The sequence below is a fragment of the Bradyrhizobium sp. USDA 4451 genome (genome assembly GCF_054822585.1).
In genome coordinates this window covers 5,397,295-5,412,338 of record NZ_JBTRCH010000001.1, presented here as the reverse complement: position 1 = coordinate 5,412,338, position 15,044 = coordinate 5,397,295, and the positions used below count along the sequence as shown (strand labels likewise).

Below are 15,044 nucleotides of genomic sequence, written 5' to 3'. Positions count from 1 at the left end.
CATTGCCTACGCCGGCAGCACGATCACCTTCGTTTTGACGGGCGTTCGCGAATAGAGGTCGATCATGTCCTGACTGAGGAGGCCGGTACAGCCGCTCGTAATGCCGTTCCCGATCGTTTCGGGGGCGCTGGTGCTATAGATCGTGTAAAGCGTGTACACGCCATTTTGGTAGAGGTAGAGCACGCGCGCGCCAAGTGGATTGTCGAGACCTCCCGGCATGCCGCGCGCATATTTGGCCGCCTCCGGCTGGCGCGCGATCATCTCCTTGGGCGGCGTCCAGGTCGGCCATTCCGCCTTGCGCCCGACATAAGCCTCCCCGCTCCACCGGAATCCATCGCGGCCGACATTGGCGCCATAGCGGGTCGCGTTTCCCTCGCCTTCGATGCGATAGACATAGTATTTGCCGGGATCGACGATGATCGTCCCGGGCGCCTCATCGCTGTCGTATTTCACCGTCTTGCGAAAATATTTCGGATCGACCTTGCTGACGTCGACCGCGGGGATCGGGAATTTCTCGTCGGGCACGGGCCCGTAGAGTTTCGCCGCCTCGGCCATACTCATGTAGTCGGATGCGCAACCGGCCAGGCTCAGTGCGGCGAAACCGGCAGCAGAGCCGGCCAGAAACGCCCGGCGGTTGAGAAAGTGCGACCGAGGTCCGGGCAGAGTCCCCTCGCCCATTGCACCGGCGTCGGCAATTCCGAGGTCCGTGATCATGGTTTTCGGATTTCCCCTTGTCCCGTTGTGCGGCCGGAGCAGACTTTGGCATACAGGAGAGGAGATAAGAAAACGTTCTTCGTCATTGTTGGGGTTGACCAACAGACGGTCTTGTGAATCCGTCCCGAGAACAGTGCAAGAACTTCGGCGGGTTATGCTTCCGCCTTCGCTCAATGAGCGACGGCAGACAAGTCGCTAACCCGCCCTACTTCGCTGTCTGCTTGTGGAAGCATCCCGCCTCCGCAAACCTCACGCCGCCTTCGCGGTCTTGCCTTCCGCCGGCGCCGTCTCCATCGCGCGCATGTAGAGATCGAGCAGGCTTTCACGCTCGTCGCGCTCGTCCTGGTCCTGCTTGCGCAGCTTGATGATCTCCTTGAGGATCTTCACGTCGAAACCCTCGCCCTTTGCTTCCGAGAAGACTTCTTTCTTCTGCTCGCTGAGTTCCGCCATTTCGGTGTCGAGGTTCTCGATCCGCTCGACGAAGGAACGGATTTTTCCGCCGGGAATGGTGATGTCGGACATGGTGCCTCCTGCTGAATGAGGTCGTGAAAATGCAAGCAAAGAGATGACCAATGTCTTAAGCATGCGGCATTGCCGCGGGGTGTTCATAGCTTGAACCGTGCATCGCTTCGTTTCGCTCGCAACGAAACGACGAGCACAGTTTGGACAAATCATGTCGCGAGAACGCGAGGCTGTGCCCTCACCCCGCGTCATCGCCCGGCCTGTGCGCAATTGCGCACATGGACCGGGCGATCCAGTACGCCGCGGCTTCTCGATTCAAGCATCGGCGTCTCTGGAATACTGGATCACCCGCTTTCGCGGGTGATGACACTGATCTAGCCGTTTGACGCGTGAATCAGGTCGACCCTTTATCCGCCATCCGCAACGTGATCCGCGTCAATTCGGACGGCCGCCCGAGCCGCAGGGCAAAACCCGGCCACAGCGCGGTGCCGTTGTTGACGTAGAGCGTCATGCCGTCGACGTCGTAGCGGCCCGAGACGAAGCCGGCATTGGCGCGCGCGGCCAGGCGGTCGATGCCCCAGATCAATCCGCCATGGGTGTGTCCGGAGAGTTGCAGGGCGACGCCGAGCCGAGCCGCGTTGCGCGCGTCGGCCGGCTGGTGGTCGAGCAGGATGACCGGCGCGCCCTTGGGGACGCCGTCGAGCACCGCGGCGAGGTCGCGGACGGGATGCGTCCGGTGGCGCGACGCGCGGTCGGTGATCCCCGCGATCACCAATTGGCCGCCGCCGCGTTCGAGCACGATGTGCCGGTTCTCGAGCGAGCGCAGGCCGAGCGCTTCATAGTGCGCCATCCAGCCGTCATAGCCGAAGATATATTCGTGATTGCCCGAGATCACGTAGACGCCGTCGGCGGCGATCAGGTCGGCCAGCGGCGCGATGTCGCTGCGCCGCGCCGCGATGCTGCCGTCGATCAGGTCGCCGGTGATCGCGATCAGGTCGGCGCGAAGCTTGTTCGATCGGGCGACGACCTCGCGCGCCCATGACGCAGGAAACAGCCGGCTGATGTGCAGATCGGTCAGGTGCAGGATGGTGTAGCCGTCGAATTCGCGCGGCAGCCCGGGGATCGCGACCTCGACGTCGTTCAGCGGCGGAATGCGCATCGCCTGCTGGACGCCGATCGCGGCGGCCGCGGCCACGAGCGCAGCCAATGCGTAGCGGACGCCGTCAGGCACGCCCACGAAACCGCCATGGATCACCGCAGCGACGATCAGCCCGGCATCGAGCGCCAGCAGCAGCAGCGCCAGCAGCATGAGCCCACCGAACGCCCAGTTGAACAGCGCGACCACCGGACGCGGAAACTCCGGCGCGAAGACCGATCCCGACGACAGCCTGCTCCAGCGCGGAAACTGCAGGGCGACCAGCACCAGCACCGCCGCGACGATCTTGGCCGCGAGCGGCCAGTCGAGCGGCCAGATGAAGCGGGCCAGGATCAACAGACTGGTCAGGCCGAAGATGAGTTGGGGAATGGGTTCGCTCCGGATCGGATCGTTGGCCGCGCGGTCGGCGCTCCGCGAAGGTAGGGCGGATCGGTCGCAGACGGTAGCTGCCATCATGGACACATTTTCGGCAAGTCGCGCATCGCTGGAACGCCCTGCGCGCGCAGCTTTGCCCCGGGAGAAAGGCTGACGCGGCCGCAGCTTCGCGGGCGGGCCGCCAATGGCCGTGCGGAAGCCGGGGGATGTCGCCAGGCACCTCCGTCACCGCCATCGCCCACCGTCGCGTGGGGCGGGCAGCCTGCACAATTTCGGAATAATGGAAAAATACCGCTGAATTGCCCGACGTGTCAAGTCGCTTTTCAACGTCCCGGCGGCCTCCTGCTCCTTTGCATGGGGTTGTTCTCGCTGTTTTGGACTCGCAGCCCCGCGTCGTCTCTTCGGCGCGTTCCCGCGGCCGGCGGATTGACCCACACCGCGGCCGTATCCATATGCATCTGCATGAACCGGCCGCCTCGCCGGTTCGCACCCACCCTGGACACAGCCAATTACCATCGGCTCCCCGTCCCAAACGCTCCGGAGCTCCCGTGGCCGCCCTCTCCATTCTCGATCTCGTCCGCGTCACCGAGGAAACCGACGCGACCGGCGCGCTGTACAATGCGCGCAATGTCGCTCGCCATGCCGAGGCGCTGGGCTATCGCCGGATCTGGGTGGCGGAGCACCACAACATGGTGGGCATTGCGAGCGCCGCGACGTCGGTCGTGATCGGGCATATCGCGGCGGGCACCAACACCATCCGGGTCGGCGCCGGCGGCATCATGCTGCCGAACCACGCGCCTTACGTGATTGCCGAGCAGTTCGGCACGCTGGCGCGGCTGTTTCCGGGCCGGATCGATCTCGGCCTCGGCCGCGCGCCGGGCACCGATCAGCTGACGCTGCGCGCGCTGCGCCGCACGCCGGAATCCGCCGAGAATTTTCCGCAGGACGTGCTCGAGGTGCAGGCTTTCCTCGCGGCCGCCGGTCCGAACCAGCGCATCCAGGCGGTGCCGGCCGCCGGCACCGACGTGCCGCTGTGGATTCTCGGCTCGAGCAATTTCGGCGCGATGCTGGCCGGCGAGCTCGGCCTGCCCTACGCCTTCGCCTCGCATTTCGCCCCCGAGCTCCTGAACCAGGCGCTGCAGATCTATCGCGCCCGCTTCAAGCCCTCGGAACAGCTCGACCGGCCCTATACCATGGTCGGCGTCAACATCATCGCCGCCGACACCGACGCGGAAGCGCGACGGCTCGCCACCACGCAGCAGATGTCGTTCACCAACATCTTCCGCGGCGCGCGCGGCCTAAGCCAGCCGCCGATCGACGACATCGAGACCTACTGGTCGCCGTCGGAGAAGGTCCAGGCGATGCGGATGCTCGAGCGTTCCATCATCGGTTCGGTGGAGACGGTGCGTGCCGGCATCGATGCGCTGGTGGCGGAGACCGGCGCCGACGAGCTGATGATCGTCTCCGACGTCTATGATCACCAGAAGCGGCTGCGCTCGTTCGAGCTGATCGCCGAGGCTGGCGGGATCAAGGCCGGCGGGATTACTTGAGCGGGCCGCCGGGCGCCTGCGGCTGCGCGAGCTTGCCCACGGTCACGTTGAGCGAGTTCTGCGCGTTGTCGCGCACCATCGACAGCTTGACCGAACTGCCCGGCGCCGCCGCATAGACCTTCTTGGTCAGCTCGTTCGCGCTCTTGATCGGCTCGTCATTGACCGAGGTGATCGCATCGCCGCGCCTCAATCCGGCCTGCGCTGCTGGGCCGCCGTTCTGGACGCCGACCACGACCGCACCGCGGAGATTGTTGGCACCCAGGCTCTCGGCAACGTCGGGGGTGATCGATTGCACCTGGGCGCCCATCCAGCCGCGCGTGACCGCGCCCTTCTCTTTCAGCTGCGGAATCACCGTCTTCACGGTGTCGGCAGGGATCGCGAAGGCGACACCGACCGAGCCGCCGGAGGGCGAGACGATCATGCTGTTGACGCCGATCACCTCGCCATGCGCGTTGAAGCTCGGTCCGCCGGAATCGCCGCGGTTGATCCGCGCATCGATCTGCACGAAATCTTCCGAAGGCCCCGTCTCCAGATCGCGCGCACGCGCCGAGACGATGCCGGCATTGACGGTATTGCCGAGTCCGAATGAATTGCCGACCGCGAGGATCCAATCGCCGGCGCGCGGCGCTTGATCCGCCATTTTGACGTAGGCGAAGTCGCTCCGCCCATCGACCTTGAGCAGCGCCAGATCGCTGACCTGATCCTTGGCCAGGACTCTCGCCTTGTAGATCTTGTTGTCACTGGTGCGGACATCGGCGGTGTCGCTGCCCGCCAGCAGGTGATTGTTGGTCACCGCATAGCCGTCCGCGGAAATGAAGAAGCCCGAACCGATCGAGGTCATCTCGGTTGGCGTCGACATCGAGCCCGGACCACGCTTGCCGGGACCTGGAACGATCTTCCCCGGCATGTCCTGATCGGATCCGTCCGGCGCATCGGACTGGCCCGCAGAGTCGTCATCGTCTGCCGCCACCATCTTGGCGGCGACACCGATCACGGCAGGCCCGACCTTCTCCGCGAGGTCGGCGAAGCCGCCGGGACCGGCATCAGCGCCATGATCCGCAGGCGAATTCGCAGGCTGTGCGTGGGCGAGACTTGCGATCACGAACAATGCCGACGAGACGGCGGCACCGATCAGTGACGTACGAAGGCCGGCGAAAGCCAAGGTTCCGTGAATCATCGTTCGCATCCGTGGTTGGATCAGCCAGCTGCTGAGCGAGGCGCGACGTCGGCGGACCGTCCCCGCACGCGCCGGGCCGCACTGCCGAGCGACCGATGCTAACGGAGCGCGGAGCAGACCGTTCCACCGATTCCCGAGATCATCGCGAACCCGTCCGGCCTACGACCCTTTTCACACCCTGCTCAATGCCTGCGCGATGTCGGCGACGAGATCGGACGGATGCTCGATCCCGATCGAGAGCCGGATCGTGGTATCGAGCACGCCGATCTTCTTGCGGATATCGGCCGGCACGCCGGAATGCGTCATGGTGGCCGGCAGGCTCGCCAGCGACTCGGTGCCGCCGAGGCTCACCGCGAGCTTGAAAATCTGCAAGCTGTTGAGGAAGGTCTCCGCGGCCTGCTGCCCGCCCGTGATGTCGAACGAGAAAGTCGAGCCGGCGCCGCTACTTTGGCTCGCGAACACGCGCCCCGCAGGCGATGCCGGGTCGTGATGGCCGAGATAATGCACCTGCGCCACCTTGGGATGGTCGCGCAGATAGTCGGCAACGATCCGCGCATTGCGGTCGGCCTTTTCCATGCGCAGGCTCAGCGTTTCCAGCGAACGGCTGATCATCCAGCAGGAATGGGGATCGAGCTGGGTGCCGATCGCGCCGCGCAGCGCCTTGACGTCCTTCATCAGCTTCTTCGAGCCGAGCGCCGCGCCCGCGATCAGATCGGAATGACCGCCGACATATTTGGTCAGCGAGTACAGCGACAGATCGGCGCCATGCTCGATCGGCCGCTGAAACACCGGCCCGAGCAGCGTGTTGTCGCAGGCGATGATCGGGGTCAAGCCCTGCGCCTTGCCGATCATGTCGGCGACGCGTCTGGTCAGCGCGATGTCGACCAGGCCGTTGGTCGGATTGGCCGGCGTCTCGATGAAGATCATCGCGACGCGGCCCTTCTTCATCGCCTCCTCGGCTGCGGCGCGGACCACGCCTTCGTCGAGGCCGTCGGCAAAGCCCACGGCCTGAATCGAGAACGCCGCCAGCGTCCTGGTGAACAGCGTCTCGGTGCCGCCATAGAGCGGCTGCGAATGCAGGATCACGTCGCCGGGCCGCGCAAAGGCGAACACCGTGGTCGAGATCGCCGACATGCCGGAGGAGAACAGCGCGCAGCTCTCGGTGCGCTCATAGATCGCGAGCCGATCCTCGACGATCTCGCTGTTCGGATGATTGAACCGCGAATAGACCAGCCCCGCGCCCATGCCTTCCGGAGGCTCGCGACGGCCCGCGACGAAATCGAAAAAGTCCTTGCCGTCCTCGGCGGTGCGGAACACGAAGGTCGAGGTCAGAAATACCGGCGGCTTGACCGCGCCCTCCGATAATTGCGGATCGTATCCGTAGTTGAGCATCTGGGTTTCCGGATGCAGCAGGTGGTTGCCGATGTGGGTTTTGGATGGAAACGGTTTGGTCATGGCCGGTCTCCTTGTCGCGGGACCGCCGCGGCTCGCAGCAGATTCCCGGAATCTGCCGCCAGCATAGCGCACCTTTATGGCGTTCGGCCAAAGCGCGGCATCGAACAGTTCTGGATAACGAACGGCCGGCGAAGCGCCCCGCGCCGCCGGCCGTTCAAATCGCTCACGCCGGGTTGAAGACGCGGCTACCAGCCGCGATCCACGTTGCGCACCTCGCCGGTGCGCGCGTCGACATCGACCTGCATCCAGCGCCCGAGCCGGTCGCGGCCCTCGACCTCCCACTCATCGCCGAGGAATTGGGTGTTCGACACCGTCACGACGCCGATGCTGGTCGCCACGTCGAGTGCCGCCTCCATCGAGATCTGGCTGCCGGAATCATAGGCCATCGCCGGCGTCGCAGCGCCCATCGCAAGAGCCGCGATGGCGGGAATAATCAGGCTTCGCATGGTTCACTCCTCATGGAACGGGATGTTATGCCGCATAAAACGAGCGGTGCACCCGATCAGTTCCAGGAACCGCAACATCGGAACAGCACGAAACTTCGGCAGTCGCGGCAGTTTCGTGGCAGTTCCGGTTTCATCAAGGCGCGCCGCGCGGCTTGCGCGTTGACTGCTTCCACAACCGGAAGCCGCCCTCGAATGCGTTGGCGTTGTCGCCGAACCGCACCTTGGGCGGCGGATTGTCGACCTTGTCGGCATTGCCGCCGCCGAGCACGATGTAGTCCGGCTCCAGCGCGGCCGACAGCCGCGCGATGATGTCGTCGACGCTCTTGCGCCATTTCTTGCGGCCACGCCGCTCGAGGCCCGCGGCCCCGACATAGTCCTCGAACGTTGCGTCCTTGCGGTACGGCAAATGGCCGAGCTCCATCGGCTCGAACACGCCGTCCACGATCATCGCCGAGCCGAGCCCGGTGCCGAGGCCGAGAAACAGCATCCGCCCGCCCTGATAGCTGCCGATCGCCTGCATCAGCGCATCGTTGACGACTTTGACCGGCCGGCCGAACGCCTTGTGGAAATCGAAGCCGGCCCAGCCGCGGCCGAGATTGTGCGGCTCCGCAAGCGGACGGTTGTGAACGACCGGTCCGGGATAGCCGATCGAGATCACGTCGTAGGACCAGTCCCCGGTCAGCGCCTTGACCTGCCGCACCATTTCGATCGCGGACAGAGTTGGACCCGACTCGAATTCGCGCTTGATGCGCACCTTGTCGGTCATCACCTTCACATGCGTGCCGCCGATGTCGATCGCCAGCACGATCCGGCGCGATGCCGGCTTCTTCCTTGTCCTGGTTGCCTTCTTGACCATCCACCCGCTCTTTCTTCTGCGTACCAAGTGGAGCAGAGAAACGCATTGCACGCCACAGCGCCGTTCTGCATCTGACTCCAATTTGTTCGCGAGGAACGAATCGGAATCGAGAAAATCGACGCGGCTCAAGCGTTAACAACATGCATACGCAAACGGTGCCCGCGCAATCGATCTTGTGCCATCGTGGGATTATTGCGCCCGACGCGGAGCATCATCGAGCCCGTCGCACATGTTGCAAGCGCTGGCCTCTCTGACGGCGCGGCCGCCCTCACAGACGCGTTCTCCGTTCGACTCCATTTCGTTCGCGAAGAACGAATCGGAATCGAAAAATCGGCACGAAGCGATTCTTAACAACACGTTTGCGCAATTTGCGCCTGGCACGTTTCGTAGGGCGGATTGGCACAAGCACACCGCCTCGCCTCTCACCGCCCACGCTTGGCACGGAGCCGTTTGCCGTCCGGCCCTGCGCGTCGAGTGAGCCGCCAATCTCCGAGATGACGCCAAAGCGCCTCCGCGACGGGTCCGTGCGCATGCTGGCGATGGCGGCCAGAGATCGCCAATCACCACCCGCAGGACCGCCTCTTCACCGCAGGCAAGCTGGTGGCGTAGGCCTTCAGCAGGTCGAATTCGCGCAACGTCGCCCGCGCCCGTGCACGATGCTGGCTGCGCCAAATGAGATGGTCGACGAATTCCGCAGCATGGTGCTCACCACGCCGCCACGCGGGCTCGCCGGCTGCTTTGCCGCGCTGCGCGATGTCGATCTTCGCCGGGTGATCCCGCTGATCGCGGCACCGACGCTGGTCATAGGCGGCGAGAGCGACACCGTCACACGGGCAAGTCACAGCGAGGCGATCGCTGCAGCAATCGCCCATGCCAAACTCGTTCTGCTACCCGGCGTTCACATCCTCAACGTCGAACAAGCGGATCGATTCAACAGCGAGGTCCTGAGCTTCCTGGTTGTCCCCTGACTATGTTCCCGATCCGACTCCATTTTGTTCGCGCAGAACGAATCGGAGTCGAGCAAACCAGCGCAAAGCGAATCTTAACAACACGTTTGCAAGTTCGTTGGTCGAAGGCGTAATCCCGCCATCCGAGCAGGAAAGATGGCGGGTTACGCTGTTACGCGACCCGGCTCATATTCAAGCTCCGGTCTTAACGCCCGCATCTTCTGCGCCAACCTCCGGCTTGCGGTTTCCCCGGCCTGCGTCAGGCGGTTGACCAGCGCGACATAGTCCGCGTCGCTCTTGTGCTGGTTGAGCTTCGATTGGCCCTCGATCTCGTCGACGACGATGTCGATCACCCGAATCCCCGCCAGCATCTGCTCGCGCTTGCCGGGCTCCATCTGCGTGAGATCCCAGGGCTGCTTCGGCAACCGAGCCTCGGCGGCCGCAAGCAGCGCATCGCCATGGCCGCGGTTCTCGCCGTGATCGCGCAAATGCGCGACGCCGGACAGATGCACCGCCTCGTAGAGCCAGGTCGAGACATTGTCACGCGAAACGTACCAGTCATTCGAGATGTAGGCGTCGTCGCCGGAGACTATGAGCAGGAAGCGCCTGACGCCGTCGGCGAGCTCGACCAGCGGATTGTTCGCGGTGAGATGAACCTGCACGACCACCTGACCGTCACGCCGCGCGATCACGAACGGCACATGCGAGGCCCGCGGGCCGCGCGCATCGGCGGCGACGATGGCGCCAAAACCGCGCGCTGCCGCAAAGTCCAGCGCGCGGTCTTGCTCGATGCGAAACTGGGGACGAAGGATGTGCATGACGGCGGCGCTCGCAGCTGGAGGGAGACGACCCAGCGAGGCTAGCGCAACTTTTGCCGGAGATCACCGCCATGCACCGTCCGGCTCAGCAGATCATGGCGTTGTCGCCATGGTCGCAGACGCCGCCCGGCTGGTCGCGCGGCAGCGCCTCGGTGTCGCCGAAACGCTGCGCCTGCATGTGCGGCGGAGCGCCGCTCCAGTGGCTGGCGGCGCGGGCCCTTGCGAGCCCATAACGGCCGGCCAACGGCATGTCCCGCGCCATGGCTGACGTCGTCAACATGGCGAGCGCAACCAGGCCAGCCGCGATATGTCTCATCGCAGTCATCGAACGTCTCCGGTTGGATTCAACAGGATGGGACCATCTCGCCGGCCTGCCGAAGCATTCTCGCTGCTACCATGACGGATGGCGCGGCCGATTATTCCGCTTCGACGCAGCGAATTCGCGTACTCTGCGGCACGGTTCGACACATTCGATTGATCGGAACGTGACCGGCGGCTGGAGAAACATGTCGCGAGGAGTTCGAAGCTGCGTCCTCACTCTCACCTGTCATCGCCCGGCTCGACCGGGCGATCCAGTACGCCGCGGCTTCTCGGCCGAAGTACTGCTGCCTCTGGAATACTGGATCACCCGCTTTCGCGGGTGATGACACCGGTGGTGTGGCAGTCGGATCACGAGCCATCCACTGCCGTCGTCCCGGCGAAAGCCATGACCCCCAATACCAGCCGTTGCGCGACGACGGCGCATGTCCGCCGTTGAACTGACCGCAACCGGCGGGTTACGCTGTCGCCGATCACGCACCTCCGCTGGAAGGACCACCATGAACGGCAATCGATATTATGGCGTCCGCGTCGAGGGCGCGAAATACGGTGTGGGGTTCGGCTCGGCGCTGGCGATTGCGATCTCCTACACCAAGAACCATTCGATCCTGTGGGCGATCATCCACGGTATCCTGGGCTGGCTTTACGTCATCTACGCCGCGCTGTTCGGGTGATGCGGACAACATGAGCGTCATCTCGATCCAGTCCCAGGTCGCCTGGGGCCATGTCGGCAACAGCGCCGCCAGCTTTCCGATCCAGTTGCACGGCATCGATGTCATCGCGGTGCCGACCACGCTGCTCAGCAATCGGCCGGGCTATCCGACCATCCGCGGCCGGGTGCTCGACGTGCAGCTGGTCGCCGACCTCCTGCGCGGCGTCGAGGAGCGCGGCGCGATCGAAGCGGCGCGGATGATCCTCTCGGGCTATCTCGGCTCGGCCGACATCGCCATGGAGGTTGCCGATTTCGTCGCCCGGGCCAAGGCGCAGAATCCGGCCCTGCTCTATTGCTGCGATCCCGTGCTCGGCGATCGCGACCGCGGCATGTTCGTGCGACCGGACATCCCACCGCTGGTGCGCGACCAGCTCTGTCCGCTGGCCGACATCATCACGCCCAATCATTTCGAGTTCGAATTTCTGTGCGGCGCGCGCGTCGCGACGACCGATGACGTCGTTGCACAGGCGCGCACGCTGATGGCGCGGGGGCCGGCGACCATCGTCGTCACCAGTGCCGAGCTTGCCGGCACGCCCCATGGCGAGATCGAGACGCTGGCAATCGAGCGCACGGGAGCCTGGCGCGTGCGCACCCCACGCGTGCCGATCAGCCCGTCCGGGACCGGCGACCTGTTCGCCGCGCTGTTCGTCGCCGCCCGCCTCCGCGGCCTTGCGACCCCGGAGGCGCTCGGCCATGCCGCCTCAGGCATCCACGGAGTGCTGGAGCGCACGGCGCAGCGAGGAACCGAGGAAATGCGGATTGTCGAAAGCGCCGACGTGATGCGTGATCCGAAGCCGCGCTTCGCGGCCGTTGCGATCCCTGCATCCTGACATCCGGGAACACATTCCATGATCGACCTCACCACCCTCCTCACCTACGCCGCCGTCGTGCTCGGCCTGTTCCTGATCCCGGGTCCGGCCGTGCTGCTCGTGCTGGCGCGCTCGGTCAGCGGCGGGCCGCGCGTCGGCATCGCGACCGGGTTCGGCATCGCGCTCGGCGACCTCGTCCACACGGCGATGGCGACGTTCGGCCTGTCGGCCGTGCTGATGACCTCGGCGCTGGCATTCTCGATGGTCAAATATGCCGGCGTGATCTACCTGATCGTGCTCGGTGTCCGCGCGCTGTTCGAGAAGAACGACGATTTGCACTTGCCTACCTCGCAGCCGGTCGATCCCAGGCGCGCGTTTCGGCAGGCGATCTGGGCCGAAATGCTCAATCCGAAGACCGCGCTGTTCTTCCTCGCCTTCCTGCCGCAGTTCGTGCATCCCGGCCACGGCTCGGCCGTCGCGCAGTTCGCGACGCTGGGCCTGATCTTCGTCGTGATGAGCGCGGCCTACACCTCGCTGCTCGCGCTGGCCGCCGGGCAGATCAGCCCGTGGATCCGGCGGCATCGCCGCATCGGGCAGTGGCAGGGCCGCGTGGTCGGCACGATCTATATCGCGCTCGGCATCCGCCTCGCGTTTCAGGAGCGCTGATGTCTCCGCTCAAGCCACAAGCCACTTATGACGATTTCGCCCGCCTCGACATCCGGATCGGCAAGGTCGTCGAGGTGCAGCCGTTCCCCCGTGCCCGCAATCCCTCGTACCAGGTCGGCGTCGATGTCGGGGCCGAGCGGATCATGTGGTCGAGCGCGCAGATCACGAACTACGAGCCGGCGGCGCTGATCGGCTCGCTGGTGGTGTGCATCTGCAATCTCGGGCCGAAGAATATCGCGGGTTTCACCTCGGAACTCCTGATCCTCGGCGCCAGGGACGCCGACGGCCGGGTGATCGTGCTCGGCCCGCGCAGCCAGGTTGCGATCGGGGAACCGATTTTCTGACACCGCAGAGATCACGGCCGCGTGATTCAAATCGTCTGGAATCCCCGTAGTTTACCGATGGGGGATCACCCGGATTCTCGGAAGCTTCGCGCACTGCTATTGCAACGCGCGAGAATCGCTTCGGCATGGGAATCGGAAGATGTCTGCAGTTTTCTTTCACTGCTCCGACGACAAGCACGTCATCCTGGATCGCATCGGCGCTGCCATGGACCTTTCGGAGGCGCGGGTGCATGCGGAGCAGCTGGCGCGCAGCTTTGTCATGACACCGAGCGTGGAAGACTGGCGCAACTGGGCGGTTCACGTCACCGACGACATCGGCACCGAGATCTTTGAACTGCCGTTCACCGCCATCCTCGGCGAGCTGCACTGAGGGCGCACCATGAACGCAATGGAACTTGCTCTGCGCCCGCTTCGCCGCCGCCTCGCCCATTTTATCGCGCGCTGCGTCCTTCTGATCGACGGCGTCGTCAACCCTTATCGCCCCGAGCTGTATTACATGCGCGGGCCCGGCCCGAAGTGCCGCGCCAGGCAGCAAGCCGTATTGCGCGACTAGAGCGTTTTCGAGCGAAGTGGATACCGGTTCGCGTGAGGAAAGCGCGTCAATACAAGAGTCTAGAGCCCCGTTCCGATTCTATCGGAACGGGGCTCTAGGTCGCGGCGTCCAGGACGAGAAAAGGCCGGCGGGCGTTACGCCACCGGCCTTCTCCTGCAGCTGCCGGTTCCCGGAGTCCGGTTCCGCTGCGATTCCAACTGGGCTTAAGCTTGCGACGACAGCTTTAATCAAATCTTAACGGCATGGCGGTGAGCTACCGCACAGGACTCCTTCGCCGTGCTGCGTACCGCGTGCTCCAACGTTCATCGTGCGATGCGCTGCACATCGTTTTTGCGCCAATCGCTCGTTGATTGTGCGCCACGCATCTTAGGGAACGCACGACTCAGTGTTACCCTGTGATGCAGACCGAAACGGAGAACTTCGGGATGCCGTACTACACCTTCGATCTTGTGGTGGGGGACGAGTTCCGCAATCAAGGAACGATCATCCTCGAAAACATCAGCCTCGCCTCCGATCGCGCCGATCAGCTCGCCAACGAGCTGTCGCAGGTCAAGCCGGAGCTGAAGGCTCGCGGTTGCGCCGTGCGCGTCACCGACATTGACCGGCACGAGCTGTATCGGACGCCGCTCGATCCGGTGCCGCGCTGGCGCAGGACGGGCTAGCGTCCACGCCCGAAACATGCGCGGATCGCGCTCGTCAGCGCGCGGAAGGTCTTGTCGCGAACGGCGGCCGATGTTGCCGCCGCTGCAAGATCGGTTGACGCGTCGTTCGATCACTTCTTCAGATTCAGCCGGCCGATGAAGTCGCGCTTGCCGAGCGGCGCGCCCTTGTGACGCAGGATGTCGTAGGCGGTGGTCGCGTGGAAGAAGAAGTTCGGCAGCGAGAATGACATCAGGAAGCCCTCGGCGGTGAACGGCATCGACCGCTCGCCGACCTTGAACGTCACCTCGCGCCCGAGCAACGCATTGACCGCGTCCGGCGTCAGGGCCGACAATTCGCTCTGCGCGTCCTTCACCAGCGCTTGCAGCGCGGCGTAATCCAGATCGGGCTTGCCGGACGGGGGCACGAACACGCCGTTCTTCGCCGCCTCCATCGCGCCGCGGGAATGATGCGCGAGCGAGACCACCTGGAAGCGGAGCGGCAACATATCCGGAAACAGCCGGGTCTCGACGATCTCCGCGGGATCGACTCCGTTCGCCTTGAAATGCGCGAGGCTCTTCTCAAGAAAGCCCGCGGTGGCGCCGAGGATCTGCAGATAGTTGGCAACGGTCGCGTCGTAGAGTGAAAAGGTCATGGCGAATTCCCCCAGATAGAATTTGTCTGCTTGCCGGAACACAGTTCCCGGAAATTCGGGGGAAGGCAAGCTGCACTGGGGGGCGCAAACCAAATGGTCCGGCGCGCAGCGCCGGACCATTTGGTGAGGCATCGTCCGCGTCAGCTCTGATGCGGTCCGCGCATCATCTTCAGGGCATCCTCGATATGGCGCCAGTCGCGGGCGTCTTCGGTCTCGCCCTTGCGCTCGCAGGCCACGGCATTCTGTGCGGCCTGCGCGATTGCCTCGGGGCCGTGCTTCAGCAACATCTGCCGCGCGATGGTGTGGATCTGCATCTCGGCTATCATGACGCTCTCCTCGGCTGTCTGACGCCGCAGGGACAGGCGTTCGGCGCATCCCGCGGCGCTGACATC

At 64.6% G+C, this 15,044-nt stretch carries 20 protein-coding genes; 9 read left to right on the top strand and 11 right to left on the bottom strand.

Translation table 11 applies throughout. The features are described from left to right. Positions 1-6: 6 nt before the first annotated feature. From ACVMB0_RS24925 to ACVMB0_RS24915, 3 genes are all read right to left on the bottom strand, one after another. The gene (locus ACVMB0_RS24925; protein WP_461349707.1) at positions 7-714 is read right to left on the bottom strand and encodes a L,D-transpeptidase family protein; all 708 of its coding nucleotides are present in this window, start codon (positions 712-714) and stop codon (positions 7-9) included. Positions 715-963: 249 nt separating this feature from the next. Next, the gene (locus ACVMB0_RS24920) at positions 964-1,236 is read right to left on the bottom strand and encodes a DUF2312 domain-containing protein (RefSeq protein ID WP_461347997.1); all 273 of its coding nucleotides are present in this window, start codon (positions 1,234-1,236) and stop codon (positions 964-966) included. Between the two features lie 334 nt (positions 1,237-1,570). Beyond that, positions 1,571-2,701 carry a metallophosphoesterase gene (locus ACVMB0_RS24915; protein WP_461349706.1) on the bottom strand — a complete coding sequence of 377 codons (1,131 nt, stop codon included), beginning with the start codon at positions 2,699-2,701 and terminating at the stop codon, positions 1,571-1,573. 554 nt (positions 2,702-3,255) lie between these two features. On the opposite strand from ACVMB0_RS24915, the gene ACVMB0_RS24910 reads away from it, so the two are divergent. After that, a complete protein-coding gene (locus tag ACVMB0_RS24910) occupies positions 3,256-4,257 on the top strand; it encodes an LLM class flavin-dependent oxidoreductase (protein ID WP_461347996.1) in 1,002 nt (333 codons plus the stop codon). On the opposite strand, the gene ACVMB0_RS24905 is transcribed toward ACVMB0_RS24910, so the two are convergent. The 4 genes from ACVMB0_RS24905 to ACVMB0_RS24890 all read right to left on the bottom strand — a co-directional run bounded on the left by ACVMB0_RS24905 (position 4,250) and on the right by ACVMB0_RS24890 (position 8,191). Continuing rightward, positions 4,250-5,434, bottom strand: coding sequence for a S1C family serine protease (locus ACVMB0_RS24905; protein ID WP_461347995.1), 1,185 nt, complete (start codon positions 5,432-5,434; stop codon positions 4,250-4,252). The genes ACVMB0_RS24910 and ACVMB0_RS24905 overlap by 8 nt on opposite strands. Before the next feature lie 171 nt (positions 5,435-5,605). Next, complete coding sequence (locus ACVMB0_RS24900; RefSeq protein WP_461347994.1) at positions 5,606-6,889, bottom strand: cystathionine gamma-synthase family protein; 1,284 nt, start codon at positions 6,887-6,889, stop codon at positions 5,606-5,608. 185 nt (positions 6,890-7,074) lie between these two features. Beyond that, entirely contained in the window at positions 7,075-7,335 is a 261-nt protein-coding gene (locus tag ACVMB0_RS24895; RefSeq protein ID WP_461347993.1) for a PepSY domain-containing protein, read from the bottom strand. A 133-nt stretch (positions 7,336-7,468) separates the two neighbouring features. Next, positions 7,469-8,191, bottom strand: a complete 723-nt coding sequence (locus ACVMB0_RS24890) for an ROK family protein (protein ID WP_461347992.1) — start codon at positions 8,189-8,191, stop codon at positions 7,469-7,471. A 677-nt stretch (positions 8,192-8,868) separates the two neighbouring features. On the opposite strand from ACVMB0_RS24890, the gene ACVMB0_RS24885 reads away from it, so the two are divergent. Next, positions 8,869-9,159: an alpha/beta fold hydrolase gene (locus tag ACVMB0_RS24885; RefSeq protein ID WP_461347991.1), complete on the top strand. Its 291-nt coding sequence runs from the start codon at positions 8,869-8,871 to the stop codon at positions 9,157-9,159. A 143-nt stretch (positions 9,160-9,302) separates the two neighbouring features. Here the strand turns inward: ACVMB0_RS24885 and ACVMB0_RS24880 are convergent, their stop codons facing one another. Together ACVMB0_RS24880 and ACVMB0_RS24875 are read right to left on the bottom strand one after the other, a co-directional pair. Then, entirely contained in the window at positions 9,303-9,956 is a 654-nt protein-coding gene (locus ACVMB0_RS24880) for an FMN-binding negative transcriptional regulator (RefSeq protein WP_461347990.1), read from the bottom strand. 85 nt (positions 9,957-10,041) lie between these two features. Further along, the gene (locus ACVMB0_RS24875; RefSeq protein WP_461347989.1) at positions 10,042-10,281 is read right to left on the bottom strand and encodes a hypothetical protein; all 240 of its coding nucleotides are present in this window, start codon (positions 10,279-10,281) and stop codon (positions 10,042-10,044) included. A gap of 493 nt (positions 10,282-10,774) precedes the next feature. On the opposite strand from ACVMB0_RS24875, the gene ACVMB0_RS24870 reads away from it, so the two are divergent. From ACVMB0_RS24870 to ACVMB0_RS24840, 7 genes are all read left to right on the top strand, one after another. Beyond that, positions 10,775-10,948, top strand: a complete 174-nt coding sequence (locus ACVMB0_RS24870; RefSeq protein WP_016840760.1) for a hypothetical protein — start codon at positions 10,775-10,777, stop codon at positions 10,946-10,948. A gap of 10 nt (positions 10,949-10,958) precedes the next feature. Then, on the top strand, positions 10,959-11,816 hold the full coding sequence (gene pdxY / locus ACVMB0_RS24865) for a pyridoxal kinase PdxY (protein WP_456755091.1): 858 nt from the start codon (positions 10,959-10,961) through the stop codon (positions 11,814-11,816). An 18-nt stretch (positions 11,817-11,834) separates the two neighbouring features. Then, positions 11,835-12,461: a LysE family translocator gene (locus ACVMB0_RS24860; protein ID WP_456755092.1), complete on the top strand. Its 627-nt coding sequence runs from the start codon at positions 11,835-11,837 to the stop codon at positions 12,459-12,461. Continuing rightward, complete coding sequence (locus tag ACVMB0_RS24855; protein ID WP_461347988.1) at positions 12,461-12,805, top strand: tRNA-binding protein; 345 nt, start codon at positions 12,461-12,463, stop codon at positions 12,803-12,805. Before ACVMB0_RS24860 ends, ACVMB0_RS24855 begins: the two co-directional genes overlap by 1 nt. 139 nt (positions 12,806-12,944) lie before the next feature. After that, positions 12,945-13,175, top strand: coding sequence for a DUF6894 family protein (locus ACVMB0_RS24850; RefSeq protein ID WP_244063322.1), 231 nt, complete (start codon positions 12,945-12,947; stop codon positions 13,173-13,175). 9 nt (positions 13,176-13,184) lie between these two features. Beyond that, a complete protein-coding gene (locus tag ACVMB0_RS24845; RefSeq protein WP_461347987.1) occupies positions 13,185-13,358 on the top strand; it encodes a hypothetical protein in 174 nt (57 codons plus the stop codon). Between the two features lie 425 nt (positions 13,359-13,783). Next, the gene (locus tag ACVMB0_RS24840; RefSeq protein WP_461349705.1) at positions 13,784-14,020 is read left to right on the top strand and encodes a hypothetical protein; all 237 of its coding nucleotides are present in this window, start codon (positions 13,784-13,786) and stop codon (positions 14,018-14,020) included. 110 nt (positions 14,021-14,130) lie between these two features. Here the strand turns inward: ACVMB0_RS24840 and ACVMB0_RS24835 are convergent, their stop codons facing one another. Next, on the bottom strand, positions 14,131-14,652 hold the full coding sequence (locus ACVMB0_RS24835; protein WP_456755095.1) for a DUF1993 domain-containing protein: 522 nt from the start codon (positions 14,650-14,652) through the stop codon (positions 14,131-14,133). Positions 14,653-14,792: 140 nt separating this feature from the next. Then, positions 14,793-14,978 (bottom strand): hypothetical protein, encoded by a 186-nt coding sequence (locus ACVMB0_RS24830; protein WP_128970955.1) that lies wholly within the window; start codon positions 14,976-14,978, stop codon positions 14,793-14,795. Positions 14,979-15,044 lie beyond the last annotated feature (66 nt).

Bases quoted from the DNA above. Each gene is read 5' to 3' on its own strand.
- ACVMB0_RS24925 (WP_461349707.1), bottom strand. From the start codon at position 714: ATGATCACGGACCTCGGAATTGCCGACGCCGGTGCAATGGGCGAGGGG.
- ACVMB0_RS24920 (WP_461347997.1), bottom strand. From the start codon at position 1,236: ATGTCCGACATCACCATTCCCGGCGGAAAAATCCGTTCCTTCGTCGAG.
- ACVMB0_RS24905 (WP_461347995.1), bottom strand. From the start codon at position 5,434: ATGATTCACGGAACCTTGGCTTTCGCCGGCCTTCGTACGTCACTGATC.
- ACVMB0_RS24900 (WP_461347994.1), bottom strand. From the start codon at position 6,889: ATGACCAAACCGTTTCCATCCAAAACCCACATCGGCAACCACCTGCTG.
- ACVMB0_RS24895 (WP_461347993.1), bottom strand. From the start codon at position 7,335: ATGCGAAGCCTGATTATTCCCGCCATCGCGGCTCTTGCGATGGGCGCT.
- ACVMB0_RS24890 (WP_461347992.1), bottom strand. From the start codon at position 8,191: ATGGTCAAGAAGGCAACCAGGACAAGGAAGAAGCCGGCATCGCGCCGG.
- ACVMB0_RS24885 (WP_461347991.1), top strand. From the start codon at position 8,869: ATGGTCGACGAATTCCGCAGCATGGTGCTCACCACGCCGCCACGCGGG.
- ACVMB0_RS24880 (WP_461347990.1), bottom strand. From the start codon at position 9,956: ATGCACATCCTTCGTCCCCAGTTTCGCATCGAGCAAGACCGCGCGCTG.
- ACVMB0_RS24875 (WP_461347989.1), bottom strand. From the start codon at position 10,281: ATGACTGCGATGAGACATATCGCGGCTGGCCTGGTTGCGCTCGCCATG.
- ACVMB0_RS24870 (WP_016840760.1), top strand. From the start codon at position 10,775: ATGAACGGCAATCGATATTATGGCGTCCGCGTCGAGGGCGCGAAATAC.
- pdxY (WP_456755091.1), top strand. From the start codon at position 10,959: ATGAGCGTCATCTCGATCCAGTCCCAGGTCGCCTGGGGCCATGTCGGC.
- ACVMB0_RS24860 (WP_456755092.1), top strand. From the start codon at position 11,835: ATGATCGACCTCACCACCCTCCTCACCTACGCCGCCGTCGTGCTCGGC.
- ACVMB0_RS24855 (WP_461347988.1), top strand. From the start codon at position 12,461: ATGTCTCCGCTCAAGCCACAAGCCACTTATGACGATTTCGCCCGCCTC.
- ACVMB0_RS24850 (WP_244063322.1), top strand. From the start codon at position 12,945: ATGTCTGCAGTTTTCTTTCACTGCTCCGACGACAAGCACGTCATCCTG.
- ACVMB0_RS24845 (WP_461347987.1), top strand. From the start codon at position 13,185: ATGAACGCAATGGAACTTGCTCTGCGCCCGCTTCGCCGCCGCCTCGCC.
- ACVMB0_RS24840 (WP_461349705.1), top strand. From the start codon at position 13,784: ATGCCGTACTACACCTTCGATCTTGTGGTGGGGGACGAGTTCCGCAAT.
- ACVMB0_RS24835 (WP_456755095.1), bottom strand. From the start codon at position 14,652: ATGACCTTTTCACTCTACGACGCGACCGTTGCCAACTATCTGCAGATC.
- ACVMB0_RS24830 (WP_128970955.1), bottom strand. From the start codon at position 14,978: ATGATAGCCGAGATGCAGATCCACACCATCGCGCGGCAGATGTTGCTG.